This window comes from Sphingomonas sp. 28-62-20 (assembly GCF_002281505.1).
The window spans coordinates 49960-66533 of sequence record NZ_NCGH01000011.1; the positions used below are offsets into that span (position 1 = coordinate 49960).

The following is a 16574-nucleotide window of genomic DNA, read 5'->3' on the forward strand; positions in this document are numbered from 1 at the left end:
TTACACTCCGAGTTGCGGCAAGCGATGATCGCCGCGGGAAATGGCGCGGAACAGGTCGTTCTCGCGCCGCACGAGGAGGATCGCTTCGCCCTCCTCCAAGATTTGGTCGGACGCATTGGGCTCGACCATCACGAAATGGGCCTGACCGTGGAGATCCTCCACCCGTGCCCGGGCGGGCGACCCATGCGACGCGCGACCGGTGACGATCTTGCCTGTTTCGCCAACTAATGTGTCGAGCGAAACGGCGGTGGTGAAATCGCGCGGCAAAATGCGCGCGAGCCCGCGTGCGCTGAACCCTGTCAGCGGCAGTGCGGCAACCAGCGCCGCCGGTCCGGCAATCAACGGCGGCAGAAACGTCCCAAGCCAGTCATGGCTCGCCTGTTCGATGATCAGCCCCGTCGTCCCGAACAGCGCCAGAAAAACGACGATCAGGATCATCAGCGGCAAGGTGCCGACACCAAGCCAGCCGAGCAAGTCGATCTCCGCGTCGACATCGGCATCAACGTGCGCGTCGATTCCGAAGTGCCCGCCCAGACCAACCAGTTGAACCGCGCCGATCAACAGCATCAAAATCAGCGCCGACACAAAAACGACGCTCTCCGACGCACCCAGAACCGCAAACACGAACATTCTCCTGTTGCGGTCGATATTAGAAGGACTTGGGGTGGCGGGATAGCGGAATCGGATGGGGGGCGTACCGATTTTACGGGGCGGTGTTTGCGGTGACGGAGAAAAGGCAGCTGGACCCCCGCCTTCGCGGGGGAGACGGGGGGAGAGTAACGCTGCATGGCGGCCGTCGCCCCCGCGAAGGCGGGGGTCCAGCTAATCTTCCGGCGCGCCGTTCAATGTATCGAACAGGTCCAGCCAATCCGGATTCGCCCGCTCGATGAGCGCAACCTTCCAATCGCGCCGCCATTTCTTCATCGCCTTTTCGCGCGCAATCGCATCCTCGATCCGCTCGGTATATTCGGCGTAGACAAGTTGGGTCAGGTCGTATTTCTTGCAGAAGTCTGCGCCCTCCCCAGTCGCATGTTGGAAGGCGCGGCGCGAGATGTCGGCGGTGACGCCGATATAGATGGTGCCGCGATAGCGGTTGGCCATGATGTAGACCCAGCCGCCCATTGGCACTCACCGGGCTGCGGAGAAAGGTAGCTGGACCCCCGCCGTCGCGGGGGAGACGAAAAAAATATGAGTGGTCTTGTCGATCACTGCTCCCTCCCCGTCGCCCCTGCGAAGGCGGGGGTCCAGCTGCCCTCTTCAGCCCTCACCCCATGGTCAGCACAATCTTGCCGACATGGTCGCCCTCTTCCATCCGGGCGTGGGCAGCGCCAGCTTCGGCCAGCGAATAGGTCTTGTCGATAACCGGTTTCAGCTTGCCCGCTTCGACATGCGGCCAGACAACGCGCGCCAGTTCGTCCGCGACCATTGACTTGAAGCTCAGGTCGCGCGAGCGCAGCGTTGAGCCGGTTAATGTCAACCGTCGCCGCATCACCTCAAAGATCGGGATGGTCGCCATCAGCCCGCCCTGCACCGCGATCGACACATGCCGTCCGTCATCGGCCAGGCATTGCAGGTTGCGGGGCACGTAATCGCCGCCGACCATGTCGAGCACGACGGCGCAACCCTTGCCCGCCGTGATTGCCTTCACCCGATCGACAAAATCCTCGGTTTTGTAATTGATCGCGTGCGCTGCGCCCAGCGCCAGGGCCGCTGCGCATTTGTCGTCCGATCCCACGGTGACGATCACGGTCAGCCCAAACACAGCGCCTAGCGCAATCGCCATCGTGCCGATCCCGCTGGTCCCGCCATGCACCAGGACCGTGTCGCCTTCAGTGGCGTATCCGCGCTCAAAGACATTGGTCCATACGGTAAACAGCGTTTCGGGGATTGCCGCCGCCTCGACCATCGACAGTGCTGGCGGCACGGTCAGGCATGTGCCGACAGGCGCGACGGCATATTCGGCATAGGCCCCGCCGCCGACCAAAGCGCAGACCGACTGGCCGAGCATTTCACGCTCCACACCGTCGCCAATCGCGACCACCTCGCCCGCCAACTCCAGCCCCAGGATCGACGGAGCGCCGGGCGGCATCGGGTACATACCCTTGCGCTGGAGCACATCGGGCCGGTTCACCCCGGCAGCCGCCACCTTGACGAGCACCTCCCCGGCCGCAGGTTGCGGCACGGGCCGCGATACCGGGAGAAGTACCTCCGGCCCGCCCGGCGTCACCGGATCGATTGCAGTCATCGTGTCGGGAATCGCGGTCATCGAGTCCGTCGCCCTTTTTGGTTCTGCAGGAAAAAGCCCCGAAGCCCTTATTGACACGACCGCCGCGCGGGTCAACGTTGTGACGATGGAGCCCGACGAGCCTCTCGCGCGTCGGGCGGGCGATCCTCTGGATGCGCTTGCCCGGCATGATCTCGATCCCTTCTCGGTCGAGGAGCTAGAAGCGCGCATTGGTGCGCTGACGGCAGAAATCGAACGCACCCAGCGACATTTGCACCGCGCCGTTAACCATCGCGCAAGCGCTGACGCGTTATTCAAGCGGTGACGACACAATCGCCTCGGGGCCCGGCTGAGGCGATAATTTGTCAAGTGCTTGATGCGGGAGCGCTGCCTTCCGACATAGCTGGAAAGGGCCGCACATTGCTGGCGGCCCGTTTGGAGTAGACGATAATGCCTTCCTTCGCATCTGCCCTTGAGACGACGCTCCACAAGGCCCTTGAAGCGGCGACATCGCGCCGCCACGAATATGCGACGCTCGAACATCTTTTGCTGGCGCTGGTCGATGACGAGCATGCCAGCAAGGTGATGATCTCTTGCGGCGTCGATTTGGGCGAGCTGAAAACCACCGTCGCGCATTATCTCGACACCGAGCTTGAAGCGCTGAAGGTCGAACAGGCGACTGATCCCTCGCCCACCAGCGGTTTCCAGCGGGTCGTGCAGCGCGCCATTCTTCACGTCCAGTCATCCGGCCGCGACGAAGTCACGGGTGCCAATGTGCTGGTCGCGCTGTTCAGCGAGCGCGAAAGCTATGCCGTCTATTTCCTGCAGCAGCAGGATATGAGCCGGCTCGATGCCGTCAGCTTCATCAGCCACGGCGTTGGCAAGGGCAGCACGCCGACCGAAGCTTCCACGCCAAAGGGTGCGGGAGAGGAAAAGCCCGCCAAGCAGGACAGCAAGGGCAAAAACGAAAGCGCGCTCAAGCAGTTCTGCGTCGATCTCAATGAGAAGGCGAAGAACGGCAAGGTCGATCCACTGATTGGCCGTCATGCTGAAGTCGATCGGACGGTGCAGATTCTCTGCCGCCGGTCGAAGAACAATCCGCTTTATGTCGGTGATCCCGGCGTGGGCAAGACCGCGATCGCCGAGGGCCTCGCGCGCAAAATCATCGAAGGCGATGTGCCCGAGGTGCTGAAGCCCGCCGTCATCTATTCGCTCGACATGGGCGCGCTGCTCGCGGGGACACGCTATCGCGGCGATTTCGAAGAGCGGCTGAAGGCAGTCGTCAACGAACTCGAAAAGCTGCCCGATGCGATCCTCTTCATCGACGAGATCCACACAGTCATCGGTGCAGGCGCCACCTCGGGCGGGGCGATGGACGCCTCCAACCTGCTGAAACCCGCGCTGTCGGGCGGCACGATCCGCTGCATTGGTTCAACGACCTACAAGGAATTCCGCAACCACTTCGAAAAGGACCGCGCGCTGCTGCGGCGCTTCCAGAAGATCGACGTCAATGAGCCGACAATCGAGGACACGATCAAGATCCTGACCGGCCTGCGCACCGCGTTTGAAGACCATCACAACGTGAAATACACGCCCGATGCGATTAAGACCGCGGTTGAGCTGTCGGCGCGCTACATCAACGATCGGAAATTGCCCGACAAGGCAATCGATGTGATCGATGAGGTCGGCGCGATGCAGATGCTGGTGCCGCCGAGCCGCCGCAAGCGGACGATCACCGCCAAGGAGATCGAACAGGTGATCGCGACGATGGCGCGCATCCCACCGAAATCGGTGTCAAAGGACGATACCGCCGCGCTCGCCTCGCTCGAGACCGATCTGAAGCGCGTTGTATTCGGCCAGAATGCCGCGATCGAGAAGCTCGCTTCTGCGATCAAGCTCAGCCGCGCTGGCCTGCGCGATCCCGACAAGCCGATCGGCAATTATCTATTCACCGGCCCGACGGGTGTGGGCAAGACCGAGGTCGCGCGCCAGCTCGCCTCGATCATGGGCATCCCGCTCCAGCGTTTCGACATGAGCGAATATATGGAACGCCACTCAGTCAGTCGGCTGATTGGCGCGCCTCCGGGCTATGTTGGCTATGATCAGGGCGGCCTGCTCACCGATGCGGTCGATCAACAGCCGCATTCGGTGCTGTTGCTTGACGAAATCGAAAAGGCGCATCCGGACCTGTTCAACATCCTGTTGCAGGTAATGGACAACGGCAAGCTCACCGATCACCACGGCAAGACCGTCGATTTCCGCAACACTATCCTGATCATGACCACCAATGCGGGCGCCAGCGATATGGCGCGCGAGGCGGTCGGCTTTGGCGCAATGACGCGCGAAGGTGAGGATGAGGAGGCGGTGAAGAAGATGTTCACCCCCGAATTCCGCAACCGGCTCGATGCGATCGTCCCGTTCGGCTATTTGCCACCCGAGGTTGTTGCCCGCGTGGTCGATAAGTTCATTCTGCAGCTCGAATTGCAGCTGGCGGACCGGCAGGTGCACATCAATCTGGACGATGAATCCAAGGCGTGGCTCACCACCAAGGGCTATGACAAGCTCTACGGTGCCCGCCCGATGGGCCGCTTGATCCAGGAAAAGATCAAGCAGCCGCTGGCCGAGGAGCTGCTGTTCGGCAAGCTCGTCCATGGCGGTGAGGTGACGGTGAAGATGAAGGACAATGCGTTGGCGTTTGAGATTACGCCAGCAGCACCCAAAAAGCCGAAGAAAAAGGGCAAGGCAGAGCCCGTCAAGGCGAAGTGAAAGGCTCGGCGCGAGGGGGACGGGGTTCCCCTCGCGCCGATAAGCACTATCCTATGGTCGCATCTGTTGCGGCAAAGTGATCGCCGCACCGGCCCGGAACGTTGCGGGCAATGGCGCACCAGATTGTACCGCGCAGAAATCGACCAGACTGATCTCAGCGCCGACGCGGCAGCATAACTGTCTCAATTTATTCGCCTCTTCGTCACGACCGGGTCATCAGGAAGCCTCTCGCCGCGGCTAGAGGAGGCGCGTCACGCAGCAAATACTGCGGACAATCCCCCCTTCCCAGGAGATCACCATGTCGATCATGACTCATCGGCTGTCGGTTGCTGCCCTGCTCGCAGCTGCCCTTATCGCCCCCGCTTTTGGCCAAACTACAGGCGAGGATCGGCAACGCCTGATCATCGCATTCGACCCGGCCGATTTGATGACCAAATCCGGTCGCCTGCGTATAGAAGCACGGCTTGCCCGCGCCGCTGATCGGGTTTGCACGCCGGATGACCGTCCCAGCATCGCCGTTGGCCGGATTGATCGCGCTTGCCGCGACGCGGCGCTCAACGATGCCCGCCGTCAGCTCGCCCAACGCGTGGGCGCAGCGCAGGGGCGCGTAGAGGTCGCAGCGGTTGAGGGCCAGTCCGGCTCGCATTGAGCGGCATTGCCATACCGGCCCCGATGCTGCCGCGCAGCGTCGGGGCCATGGCGGCGCCCCAACCCGATTGTTGCCAATCTTTACCCAATCTTTGCCATAGCCAATGTATATCTGCTGGATGATCTTCCGCTCAGCCTATCGATTTTTGTCCCCCCTTTACTTGTTGATATTAATGGTGGGTATCGTCGGCTTGGCGAACCCGGCGGCAGCGCAAATCGGCCTGGGCAGCACCCCGCTGAAACTATGTATCAAGCCAGTCGCTTCGGGCGACGCGCCGGCCCGGCTTTTCCGATCGCCTGCTGCGTTTGATTGCAGCACCCCACAGACGCAATTTGGACGCGGCGATTTCTGGGTACTCGCCTCGCATTTGCCGATCAGCACCCGCGCAGCCACACCGCTAAGCGTGCGGACCGCCGCCATCTGGCAACGCCATTCGACGCTCTACGGCCGCTTTGCCGATGGCGCGATCGTGGCGCTACCGCTGGGTCGCGGTGATGTTTCGCGCCACCTTCAGCTTGGCGCCATTGTCGAACAGGCGATTCCTGCCCACCCTGCCCCGCTGGTCCAGCTGCTCTGGAAAATCGAAGGTGCATCCAATCTGCGCGGGATCGTGGTCGGGGCGCAGACCGCGACGCGCGAGGAAAGCGCGCTGAACAACCTGTTCATGGCGGCGCTCTACGCTGCTTTTGGCGGGTTATGCGTCGCTTTGCTGGTGCATAACCTGGCGATGTGGCGGGCAATGAAGCATGATTTCCAGATCATCTACTGCCTGATGGTCGTCACCTTGATGATCTACACCCTGTCATCATCGGGCGCTCTCGCATGGCTGTGGCCGTCCATGCCGGATATGGACCGCATCCGGATCAATTATCTGATGCTGTCTTCGTCGGCGAGCTTGGCGCTGCTCTTTGCACGCAGCTATTTCGAACCCCGCGTCTTTGCCGGCTGGATCGGCGTAGCGGTGCGACTGGTGACGGTTATGCTGATGACCAGCGGCCTGAGCTTCGCCCTGCTGGTCCCCTGGCAAGCGCTTGCCCTCCACAAATTCTTCGCCTTCTCGTTTCTGGCGATGGTCGCGCTGATCCCCGCCGTGCTGTGGCGGGCGTGGCGGACAAAGAGCAGCTATCTTCGGGTCTTCGCCATTACCTGGGCCGCGCCGATCATCTTTGCCGGGCTACGCGTGGCCAACAGCCTCAATCTCCTGAACTGGAGCTTCTGGGTCGATAACTCGACAATTCTGGCGATGACCAGCGAGGCGCTGTTGTCATCCTTGGCGATATCCTATCGCATCCGCATGCTGAGCCGCGAACGCGACGATGCCCGCGTTCAGGAACTTGCCGCCCGGGCGCTGGCCGATACCGACCCGCTGACCGGCCTGCTCAATCGCCGATCCTTTCTGGATCGGGCGATCGGACGCCAGGGCGATCATGTGCTGATGATTGCCGATCTCGATCATTTCAAAACGGTCAACGAGACGATCGGCCATGATGGCGGTGACGAGGTGCTGCGCGTCTTCGCCCGATCGCTACGGGCGTCATTGCCAGCAGAAGCGCTGGTGGCGCGGATCGGCGGCGAGGAATTTGCCATCGTTCTACCCGCCGGGGAGCCGATCGACGCCAATGCGATTCTCGATCGGTTGCGCGCAGAACGCATGCCGTTCGATCTGACCGTTACCGCCAGCATCGGCACTGCCGCCGGGCCGCTGACCAGCGAGATCGACTGGAAAAAGCTCTATCGACGCGCTGATCGCGCGCTGTTTGCCGCCAAAACCGAAGGGCGCGATTGCGCGCGCCACAATATGGCGCTTGCCGCTTAAGCATCATCTTGTGCCCGCGGCACGATTACGGTAAATATTGCGCCAGGAGGTCGATGCGCCATGCGTAATCGTCGTATTGCACTGGCTGGGTTTGTTGCGCTGCTGGCGATTGTATCGCTGCGGCACCCATCCGCTGATATCCGGATCATGACGCATGAAGCCGGTGACCGGGCCCCGCAGCAAGTGAGTGCGGCGGTCGACATTGGTGTCATGGCCGTGTCGCTGCTCGTCACCTGGACCGCCAAGCGCTTCATCTGAAGCAATCATCATTGATGACATTCAGGCTGGCTTGCACCGTTACGTGACGGTGCTTACACCCATGTAAATGATCGATTGCGAACCAGAAAATGCGTGGCGCCACGCCTATCGTCACCCCGGAGCCTGGGATCAGGCCTTTGCCCCCCTGTCGATGGTCGCGATGTTCGATTCGGCGGCCGCCAAGGGCGGCAAGGCCCCGCTGATCGATTTTCTCGGTCGGCAGTATAGTTTTGCCGAGACGCTCGACGGGGCCAACCGTGTGGCCAAGGGGCTGAAGGCGCTCGGCTATGGGCCGGGCGACCGGATCGGCCTGTTCCTGCCCAATGTGCCGCATTATCTCGCCGCTTATTACGGGATTTTGAAACTCGGCGCGACGGTGGTGAATTTCTCGCCGCTCTACTCCCCGGCCGAGCTTGCGCATCAGGTAGCGGATTCGGGCACCCGGGCGCTGTTCACCATCTCGGCATCCGCACTACTCCCTACTGCTTTGAAAGTATTAGAGGAAAGCGCGCTGGAACGACTGATCGTCGGGTCGGTAGCGGGCGCGCTGCCGCCAGGCAAATCGATCCTCTATCGGTTGTTCAGCCAAAAGGATGTCGCCAAAAAGCCCGTCGATTCGCGCATCACTGCGTTCTCGAAACTGATCGATAATGACGGCAAGTTGCCCCCCGTGCCGATCGATCCGGAAAGCGATGTTGCGCTGATCCAATATACCGGTGGCACCACGGGCAGCCCCAAGGGGGCGATGCTGACTCACCAGAACCTCACCGCCAATGCGCGCCAGGTCAACGCGATCGACCCCGAACCCGGCATGGAGGACCGCATCCTGGGCGTGCTGCCGCTGTTCCATGTCTTTGCCAATACCTGTGTGCTCAACCGCACGGTGGTGTCGGGCGGGTGCATTGTGATGCTGCCGCGCTTCAATGCCGCACAAGCGCTGGCGGCGATCGGGCGAACGCGGGCAACATCGCTGCCTGGCGTGCCGACCATGTACCAGGCGCTGCTCGATCATCCGAAGATCGGCAAGACCGATTTTTCGTGCCTGCGCGTCTGCATTTCGGGCGGCGCGCCGCTACCGGGCGAGCTGCGCACCAAGTTCGAACAGGTGACCAAGGCCCGGTTGGTTGAAGGCTATGGCCTGTCGGAATCGTCCGGGGTCGTGTCGGCCAATCCCTATCTGGGGGAGGGCAAGACCGGGACGATCGGCCAGCCGCTGCCCGCCACGCGGATCCGCCTGGTCGACAAGGAAAACCCCTCGCTTCCCGTCCAGGCGGGCGAACCCGGCGAAATCCTGGTCGCCGGGCCGCAGATCATGAAAGGCTATTGGAACCGCCCCGACGCGGACGCCGATGTGTTTGTGTTCGACACCGATGGCACCAAATGGCTGCGCACCGGCGATGTCGGCCAGATCGACGATGACGGCTTCGTCAAGATCGTCGACCGGCTGAAGGACATGATCGCGGTTGGCGGTTTCAAGGTCTTCCCCAGCCAGATCGAAGCGGTGCTGTACCAACACCCGGCCGTGAAGGAGGCCTTAGTGATCGGCATCCCCGACAGCTATCGCGGCGAACATCCGCGCGCCTATGTCACGTTGAATGAGGGTGCCGATACGACCGGCGAAGCGCTGACAGCCTGGCTGAACCCGCAGATCGGCAAGGTAGAGCAAGTCGATGCCGTCGTGGTGCGCGATACAATGCCCAAGACGATGATCGGCAAGCTGAGCCGCAAGGATCTGGTGGCCGAGGTGTTGGGGTAGAGCGTTCCTCCGTCCCCTTTGGATCTGCTTTTTAGATCACGCAAAGGTTACCGGTAGCTGCAGGAACGTCTTCCCGGACGGCGATGGCGGCGGCAGTGCCCCGGCCCGAATATTGACCTGTAATGCCGGTAGAATCAGCGTCGGCGGCGCGAGGGTTGCATCGCGCGCGTCGCGCATTGCAACGAAAGCCCCTTCTGTCACGTGATTGCGCAGGTGGATATTGTTCGCGGCTTCATCGCCCACGCTCGTTTCCCACCGGTAATCACTGCGACCGGCAGGCAAATAATCATGACCGACAAAGACCCGCGTATCGGCAGGGAGCGCCAGGATGCGTTCGATCGATCGATATAGCGTGCGTGCATCCCCACCGGGGAAATCAGTGCGCGCGGTGCCATAATCGGGCATGAACATGGTATCGCCAACAAACGCCGCATCGCCGATCAAATAGGTGATGCAGGCCGGCGTATGGCCGGGTGTATGAAGAATCCCGATCGTCAGCGTGCCAAATGGCAGCGTGTCGCCTTCACGCAGTAGAATATCGAACTGGCTGCCGTCGATCGGCACGTCACCAGCGTCGAACATCGGTGCGAATACGGTGAGAACCTTGGTGATGTCAGCACCGATCACCAGCCGGGCACCCGTCAACCGGCGGATATGGTCGCCCGCCGACAGATGATCGGCATGGGCATGAGTTTCGAGCACATAGGCCAGTGTCAGCCCCTGATCGGCAACCGCTTGCAGCACAGCATCGGCAGACCGCGTCGATAGCCTGGCCCCTTTTGGTTCGAAATCGAGCACGGGATCGATGATCGCGGCCACCTTGCTGGTCGCATCGACGACAAGATGGGTTGCCGTGAAAGTGGCGGGATCAAAAAATGTCTGGACGACCGGGTTCATGGCGGAAATCTCCTCTGACTCCATACATAAGAACTTGCTAAATTAGAATCAATGAATATATTGGTGACATGATTGATCCAGCGACCTTTGACATCACCCGATTTCAAGAAAGTGCCGCAGCGGCCGCGCGGCTGCTCCGGGCGCTCGCCAATGAACGGCGGCTGATGATCCTGTGCCAGCTATCGAGCGGCGAACGATCTGTGGGGGAATTGCAGCCGCTGATCGGCCTATCGCAATCGGCCCTGTCACAGCATCTGGCCGTGCTGCGAAGCGATGGCCTTGTCGCCACCAGACGCGATGGACTGTCGATTCATTATCGGATTGCCGACCCTGCGGCAGCGCAGGTGATTGTGACACTTGCTGCGATTTTCTGTTCCAATGACGTGGAAAAACCCGATGTCCAAGACCTTGATCGCCCTGACGCCTGACGCCGTCGAGGAACGCGTTCGCCAGGGCCATGCCTTGTTGATCGATATCCGCGAGGATGATGAATTTGCCCGCCGCCATATTCCCGGCGCATTGTCACGCCCGCTGTCGCGGTTCGAAGCCGTGGCGTTACCTGAAATGGCGGGGACTGAAATTATCTTCACCTGCCGATCGGGGATGCGCACCGCTGCCAATGCCGATCGGCTGGCAAACCCGGTCGGCGGCAACGCCTATGTGCTTGAGGGCGGGCTGGATGGCTGGTCGCGTGCGGGCCTGCTGATCGAGGCTAATCACAGGGCGCCGCTTGAGATGATGCGCCAGGTGCAGATCGTTGCCGGATCGCTGGTCTTGCTTGGGGTTGTACTGGGCTGGCTGATGTCGCCCATCTTCTTCGCGCTTGCCGCCTTTGTCGGGGCCGGTCTGACCTTTGCCGGGATTAGCGGCTTTTGCGGCATGGCCAGATTGCTCGGCCTAGCGCCGTGGAATCGGCCGGTCGCGATTTAGCCGATGGACATCGGTGGCATTTCATACCCAGCGGCGATTATCGGTGGCGCAGTGATCGGCCTGTTGCTGTCGGTCTTCGGCGGCGGTGGGTCAGTGCTAGCGACTCCCTTGTTGCTCTACATCGTCGGCGTGCGCGATCCGCACGTCGCGATCGGCACCTCTGCGGCTGCGGTCGCGATCAATGCCGCTGTCGGTCTGTTGGTGCAGGCGCGCGCGGGTCGCGTGAAATGGCCCTGCGCGCTGGTTTTTGGCGGTGCCGGGCTGGCCGGGTCGCTGGCCGGGGCCAATATCGCCAAGCAGATTGACGGCAGCCAGCTGTTGGTCTGGTTCGCGCTGGCAATGGCGCTGGTCGGCGGATCGATGCTGATGCCGCGCAAGGCCGATGGCGATGCCAAAGTGCGGCTGACGACGGCGCTGACGCTAAAGCTGGCACCGATTGGGGCGGTGACAGGGTTGGCGGCGGGCTTTTTCGGGATTGGGGGTGGTTTCCTGATCGTTCCCGGCTTGATGGCGGCGACGGGGATGACGCTTGCCAACGCTGCGGCATCGTCGCTCGTCTCGGTGGTCGTCTTTGGTGCGGCGACAAGTGCCAGCTATGCGGCATCTGGCCAGGTCAACTGGCCGGTTTTCGTGGCGCTAATCATTGGCGGCGCAGGGGGATCGATGATCGCCATTCCGGTCGGACGCATGTTGGCAGAACGCGCGGCAACGGCCCGCACCACATTTGCCCTAATGGTATTGGCGACCGCCGCCTATGTCGCCTGGCGCGCTGTTTCTTAGCCCGGTTCCCGCTGTTCCATTGCACCTCAAAAACCCATCCACGTCTGCCATTGCCCTGCCCCCTTCCCCCTTGCGCGCCTGCTTGCTAAGGCCGCGCTCATTGCAACGCATCGGCCGTGCCGCGTGCGCGCGGTTTCCCCAACCGCCGCCGTGTCGACCCCGGGCCATCAAGGAAGGACCGCTTATGACCGCCATTGGACAAGACACGCTCGGCACTCGTGATACGCTGAGCGCTGGCGGGGCGACCTATAGCTATTACAGCCTGGCCAAGGCCGCAGCGAAGCTGGGCGATATCAGCCGTTTGCCCTTCTCGATGAAGGTGCTGCTGGAAAACCTGCTCCGCTTCGAAGACGGCAAGACTGTGACGCCCGAGGATATTCAGGCGCTGGTCGACTGGCAGCAGAACCCTCACGCGCCCGACCGCGAAATCCAGTATCGCCCCGCGCGCGTGCTGATGCAGGATTTCACCGGCGTTCCTTGCGTGGTCGATCTCGCGGCGATGCGCGATGCCATCACCAAGCTGGGCGGCGATGCGCAAAAGATCAATCCGCTGGTCCCCGTCCATCTCGTCATCGATCACTCGGTGATGGTCGATGAATTCGGCACGCCCCAGGCATTCGAAGACAATGTCGAGCTGGAATATCAGCGCAACAACGAGCGCTATGAATTCCTGAAATGGGGATCGAAGGCGCTCGATAATTTCAAGGTCGTCCCCCCCGGCACCGGCATCTGCCACCAGGTCAATCTGGAAAATATCGCGCAGGCTGTATGGTCGTCCAAGGCGCCCGATGGCAGCATGATCGCCTATCCCGACACCTGCGTCGGCACCGACAGCCACACGACGATGGTCAATGGCTTGGGTGTGCTCGGCTGGGGCGTGGGCGGGATTGAGGCAGAGGCAGCGATGCTCGGCCAGCCCGTCTCGATGCTGATCCCCGAAGTCGTCGGCTTCAAGCTGACCGGCACGCTCGCTGAGGGCATCACCGCGACCGATCTGGTGCTGACCGTCACGCAAATGCTGCGCGCCAAGGGCGTGGTCGGGCGCTTCGTGGAGTTTTACGGCCCCGGCCTTGATGCGCTGTCGCTCGCTGACCGCGCGACGATCGCCAATATGGCGCCGGAATATGGCGCGACCTGCGGCTTCTTCCCGATTGACGACGCGACGCTCACCTATCTGCGCCTGACCGGCCGGACCGAGGAGCAGATCGCGCTGGTCGAGGCTTATGCCAAGGCGCAGGGCATGTGGCGGCTCGCCGATGCGCCCGATCCCGTGTTCACCGACACGCTCGGCCTCGATATGTCGACCGTGGTGCCATCGCTTGCCGGGCCGAAGCGCCCGCAGGACAAGGTGATCCTGACCCAGGTTGACGATGTGTTCAACGAAGACCTGTCCAAGGTCTACAAGCACGCCACCGAAAAGCGCGTCGCTGTTGCCGGCCGTGACCATGACATTGGCGATGGCGACGTCGTCATCGCCGCGATCACCAGCTGCACCAACACGTCAAATCCGTCGGTGCTGGTCGCTGCCGGGCTCGTCGCACGCAAGGCCAATGCGCTGGGCCTGAAGCCCAAGCCCTGGGTGAAGACCTCGCTCGCCCCCGGTAGCCAGGTGGTGACCGATTATCTCGACAAGGCCGGGCTGACGGCTGATCTCAACGCGGTCGGCTTCAACCTGGTCGGCTATGGCTGCACCACCTGTATCGGCAATTCCGGCCCGCTCGCGCCCGCCATCTCGGCGGCGATCAACGAGAATGACATCGTCGCCGCCTCGGTGCTCTCGGGCAACCGCAATTTCGAAGGCCGCGTTTCGCCGGACGTTCGCGCGAACTTCCTCGCCAGCCCGCCGCTGGTCGTCGCTTATGCGCTGAAGGGCAGCGTCACGACTGATTTCGTCACCACCCCCATCGGCCAGGCGACCGACGGCAGCGACGTTTTCCTGAAGGACATCTGGCCGACCAATGCCGAAGTCCGCAGCGTGATGGACGCCAATATCGATCGCGGCATGTTCCAGGCGCGTTATGCGCATGTCTTCGCGGGCGACGCCAAGTGGCAGGCAATCGACGTGACGGGGTCAGACACCTATGTCTGGCGCGCGGGCTCCACCTATGTTGCCAATCCGCCCTATTTCGACGGAATGACGATGACCCCGGCGCCAGTCACCGACATTATCGAGGCACGGCCACTCGCCCTGTTCGCCGATTCGATCACGACCGATCACATCTCGCCAGCCGGCTCGATCAAGGCGGACAGCCCGGCAGGCAAGTTCCTGCAGGAGCATCAGGTCTCCAAGGCCGATTTCAACTCTTATGGCGCGCGGCGCGGCAACCATGACGTGATGATGCGCGGCACCTTCGCCAATATCCGCATCAAGAACGAGATGACGCCGGGGATCGAAGGCGGCGTAACCAAGTACGTGCCGACCGGCGAGGTGATGCCGATCTATGACGCTGCGATGCGCTACAAGATGGACGGGACGCCGCTCGTTGTGGTCGCGGGCAAGGAATATGGCACCGGATCGTCGCGCGACTGGGCGGCGAAGGGCACAAATTTGCTCGGCGTGCGCGCGGTCATCACCGAAAGCTTCGAGCGCATCCACCGTTCGAACCTGGTCGGCATGGGTGTGCTGCCGCTGCAGTTCGCCGAAGGAACCGATCGCAAGACGCTCGGCCTAGACGGCAGCGAGACTTTCACGATCACCGGCGTTGCCGACCTGAAGCCACGCCAGATGGTCGATGTCACCCTGACCCGCGCCGATGGGACCAGCTCGACCTTCCAGACGCTTTGCCGGATCGATACGATCAACGAGCTGGAATATTTCCTGAACGGCGGGATTTTGCAGTATGTGCTGCGCAATCTGGCCGCCTGAGCGCTGGTGACGGGCAGTTGTCATTGCGGCGCGGTGCGGGTCACGATCCCCGCCGCGCCAGACTATATCAACGAATGCAACTGCTCGCTGTGCATGAAGCACGGCGCGAGCTGGGGATATTTCAAGCGCACTGAAGTTAGCGTCGCCGGTGATCAGATTGGCAGCTATGTCCACCCGGGCATGGCGGAGCCATTTGTTCGCCTGCATTTCTGCTCGGTTTGTGGCTGCACGACGCACTGCGTCGCAATTGACGATGCAACCGACTGGGCATGCATCAACACGAGATTATTTGAGCCTGAAGAAATGGCCTGTGTCGAAGTGCGTCACCCTGACGGGCGCGGCTGGGTACGCTGACCATGACTGCAACGCGGACCAGCATCGACACAATTAGCGAGCTGGACAATCCTCTCAATCGCTGCGTCCTGCAGGTCACCATCACGAATTTGGCAGCGGTGTGAACAGCGCGCTTTCCGCGACCTGTCATTGTGGCGCGGTGGGGATCACCATCCCCGCCGCGCCTGACTATCTCAACGACTGCAATTGTTCACTATGCGTCACGCGCGGCGGGCTATGGGGCTATTTCTCGCCCGCCGATGTGACGATCAGCGGCGAGACGCACGGCTATATCCGCGCTGACCTAAAGCAGGCGGCCCTAAGCACCCACTGGTGCGCGCATTGCGGGTCAACCACGCACTGGACGGCGCTCGATCCGGCTTATGATCGCATGGGCGTCAATATGCGCCTGTTCGATCCTGCAGCCTATGCGCGCGTTGAAATCCGTCCCATCGATGGACGAAGCTGGGAAGGCTGATCGTGACCACCTTAATCGAAATCATCGGCTGGGCCGCCGCCCTGCTCATCCTTGCTTCCTATCTGCTGGTATCGACTGGGCGGCTGTCAGGGACGTCGGTGACGTTCCAGTGGATGAATGTGATTGGCGCGGCGGGGTTTATCCTGAATAGCGGCTGGCATGGGGCGTTGCCATCGGCGGTGCTTAATGTCGCCTGGGCGGGGATCGGGATTTTCACGTTGCTGCGGTTGCGGCACGGCGGCCAGGCGGCGTGAGCGAATCATCGCTGCTGATCGAGATCATTGGCTGGACCGGATCGGCGCTGTGCCTTGCCGCCTATCTGCTCACGTCAATGGGCAGGTTGTCAGGCAAGTCGGCACTCTATCAGGCCATGAATTTTCTGGGCGGTGCGACGCTGGCGATCAACGTCATCTGGCACGGCGCTTACCCGGCGGCCTTGCTGGAGATTGGCTGGGCGCTGATCGGGCTGGTCGCCCTGATTGGCATCGTCCGCGCGCGGATTGCAGCGCCGTCGCGCTGATCCCGAAGCGACGTCGCCCCTCGATCCTGCGCTGCGCCGCCCAATATCAGGTGAAACGCGCGATCAGTTGAAGATCGTCGAGAGCCTGACCGGGCTGGCACTGCCACCGCGTTGCAGGAACATCGCGGTGCCGACACTCCCGGCGCGCGCGACAGCATAGAGCTGGTCGCCCGCCAGATCGGCACCGTGATCAAGCTCAAGCTGGAGCGCAAAGGACAAGCTGGAGCGCAAAGGAATCGCGCCGGACATGGGCGGCGCGCGCGCCCTTGGCTTCCAGGCGACGAACCGCGACGATTTTGCC

Annotated in this window: 19 protein-coding genes; 14 read left to right on the top strand and 5 right to left on the bottom strand. The window is 62.0% G+C overall.

Going from position 1 to position 16574, the window contains the following annotated elements; all coding sequences use genetic code 11:
- The 3 genes from B7Y43_RS10615 to B7Y43_RS10625 all read right to left on the bottom strand — a co-directional run bounded on the left by B7Y43_RS10615 (position 1) and on the right by B7Y43_RS10625 (position 2266).
- On the bottom strand, positions 1 to 624 hold the full coding sequence (locus B7Y43_RS10615) for a YqiJ family protein (protein WP_374131624.1): 624 nt from the start codon (positions 622 to 624) through the stop codon (positions 1 to 3).
- Between the two features lie 198 nt (positions 625 to 822).
- Positions 823 to 1122 (bottom strand): GIY-YIG nuclease family protein, encoded by a 300-nt coding sequence (locus B7Y43_RS10620; RefSeq protein WP_374131625.1) that lies wholly within the window; start codon positions 1120 to 1122, stop codon positions 823 to 825.
- A gap of 142 nt (positions 1123 to 1264) precedes the next feature.
- Positions 1265 to 2266 (bottom strand): NAD(P)H-quinone oxidoreductase, encoded by a 1002-nt coding sequence (locus B7Y43_RS10625; protein WP_374131626.1) that lies wholly within the window; start codon positions 2264 to 2266, stop codon positions 1265 to 1267.
- Between B7Y43_RS10625 and B7Y43_RS10630 the strand changes: the two genes are divergently transcribed.
- The 6 genes from B7Y43_RS10630 (at position 2247) to B7Y43_RS10655 (ending at position 9469) form a co-directional block, all read left to right on the top strand.
- The gene (locus B7Y43_RS10630) at positions 2247 to 2549 is read left to right on the top strand and encodes a DUF1192 domain-containing protein (RefSeq protein WP_374131627.1); all 303 of its coding nucleotides are present in this window, start codon (positions 2247 to 2249) and stop codon (positions 2547 to 2549) included. The genes B7Y43_RS10625 and B7Y43_RS10630 overlap by 20 nt on opposite strands.
- Before the next feature lie 125 nt (positions 2550 to 2674).
- Positions 2675 to 4990, top strand: coding sequence for an ATP-dependent Clp protease ATP-binding subunit (gene clpA, locus B7Y43_RS10635; RefSeq protein ID WP_374131628.1), 2316 nt, complete (start codon positions 2675 to 2677; stop codon positions 4988 to 4990).
- A gap of 298 nt (positions 4991 to 5288) precedes the next feature.
- On the top strand, positions 5289 to 5639 hold the full coding sequence (locus B7Y43_RS10640) for a UrcA family protein (protein WP_374131629.1): 351 nt from the start codon (positions 5289 to 5291) through the stop codon (positions 5637 to 5639).
- Positions 5640 to 5811: 172 nt separating this feature from the next.
- Positions 5812 to 7455: a diguanylate cyclase domain-containing protein gene (locus B7Y43_RS10645; protein WP_374131630.1), complete on the top strand. Its 1644-nt coding sequence runs from the start codon at positions 5812 to 5814 to the stop codon at positions 7453 to 7455.
- Between the two features lie 60 nt (positions 7456 to 7515).
- Entirely contained in the window at positions 7516 to 7713 is a 198-nt protein-coding gene (locus B7Y43_RS10650; RefSeq protein WP_374131631.1) for a hypothetical protein, read from the top strand.
- A 67-nt stretch (positions 7714 to 7780) separates the two neighbouring features.
- Positions 7781 to 9469 carry a long-chain fatty acid--CoA ligase gene (locus B7Y43_RS10655; protein ID WP_374131632.1) on the top strand — a complete coding sequence of 563 codons (1689 nt, stop codon included), beginning with the start codon at positions 7781 to 7783 and terminating at the stop codon, positions 9467 to 9469.
- A gap of 36 nt (positions 9470 to 9505) precedes the next feature.
- On the opposite strand, the gene B7Y43_RS10660 is transcribed toward B7Y43_RS10655, so the two are convergent.
- Positions 9506 to 10366 (bottom strand): MBL fold metallo-hydrolase, encoded by an 861-nt coding sequence (locus tag B7Y43_RS10660; protein ID WP_374131633.1) that lies wholly within the window; start codon positions 10364 to 10366, stop codon positions 9506 to 9508.
- 68 nt (positions 10367 to 10434) lie between these two features.
- Between B7Y43_RS10660 and B7Y43_RS10665 the strand changes: the two genes are divergently transcribed.
- From B7Y43_RS10665 to B7Y43_RS10700, 8 genes are all read left to right on the top strand, one after another.
- Positions 10435 to 10794, top strand: coding sequence for a metalloregulator ArsR/SmtB family transcription factor (locus B7Y43_RS10665; protein WP_374131634.1), 360 nt, complete (start codon positions 10435 to 10437; stop codon positions 10792 to 10794).
- Entirely contained in the window at positions 10763 to 11296 is a 534-nt protein-coding gene (locus B7Y43_RS10670) for a rhodanese family protein (protein WP_374131635.1), read from the top strand. The genes B7Y43_RS10665 and B7Y43_RS10670 overlap by 32 nt, the downstream gene beginning before the upstream one ends.
- Before the next feature lie 3 nt (positions 11297 to 11299).
- Positions 11300 to 12076 (top strand): sulfite exporter TauE/SafE family protein, encoded by a 777-nt coding sequence (locus tag B7Y43_RS10675; RefSeq protein ID WP_374131636.1) that lies wholly within the window; start codon positions 11300 to 11302, stop codon positions 12074 to 12076.
- A gap of 184 nt (positions 12077 to 12260) precedes the next feature.
- Positions 12261 to 14942 (top strand): aconitate hydratase, encoded by a 2682-nt coding sequence (gene acnA / locus B7Y43_RS10680; protein ID WP_374131637.1) that lies wholly within the window; start codon positions 12261 to 12263, stop codon positions 14940 to 14942.
- Between the two features lie 33 nt (positions 14943 to 14975).
- Entirely contained in the window at positions 14976 to 15296 is a 321-nt protein-coding gene (locus B7Y43_RS10685; RefSeq protein ID WP_374131638.1) for a hypothetical protein, read from the top strand.
- A 100-nt stretch (positions 15297 to 15396) separates the two neighbouring features.
- Positions 15397 to 15753, top strand: a complete 357-nt coding sequence (locus tag B7Y43_RS10690; protein WP_374131639.1) for a GFA family protein — start codon at positions 15397 to 15399, stop codon at positions 15751 to 15753.
- A gap of 2 nt (positions 15754 to 15755) precedes the next feature.
- Entirely contained in the window at positions 15756 to 16007 is a 252-nt protein-coding gene (locus B7Y43_RS10695) for a hypothetical protein (RefSeq protein WP_374131640.1), read from the top strand.
- A complete protein-coding gene (locus tag B7Y43_RS10700; RefSeq protein WP_374131641.1) occupies positions 16004 to 16273 on the top strand; it encodes a hypothetical protein in 270 nt (89 codons plus the stop codon). Before B7Y43_RS10695 ends, B7Y43_RS10700 begins: the two co-directional genes overlap by 4 nt.
- Before the next feature lie 63 nt (positions 16274 to 16336).
- Here B7Y43_RS10700 and B7Y43_RS10705 read toward each other — a convergent pair whose 3' ends face one another.
- Complete coding sequence (locus B7Y43_RS10705) at positions 16337 to 16522, bottom strand: hypothetical protein (RefSeq protein WP_374131642.1); 186 nt, start codon at positions 16520 to 16522, stop codon at positions 16337 to 16339.
- Positions 16523 to 16574: the final 52 nt, after the last annotated feature.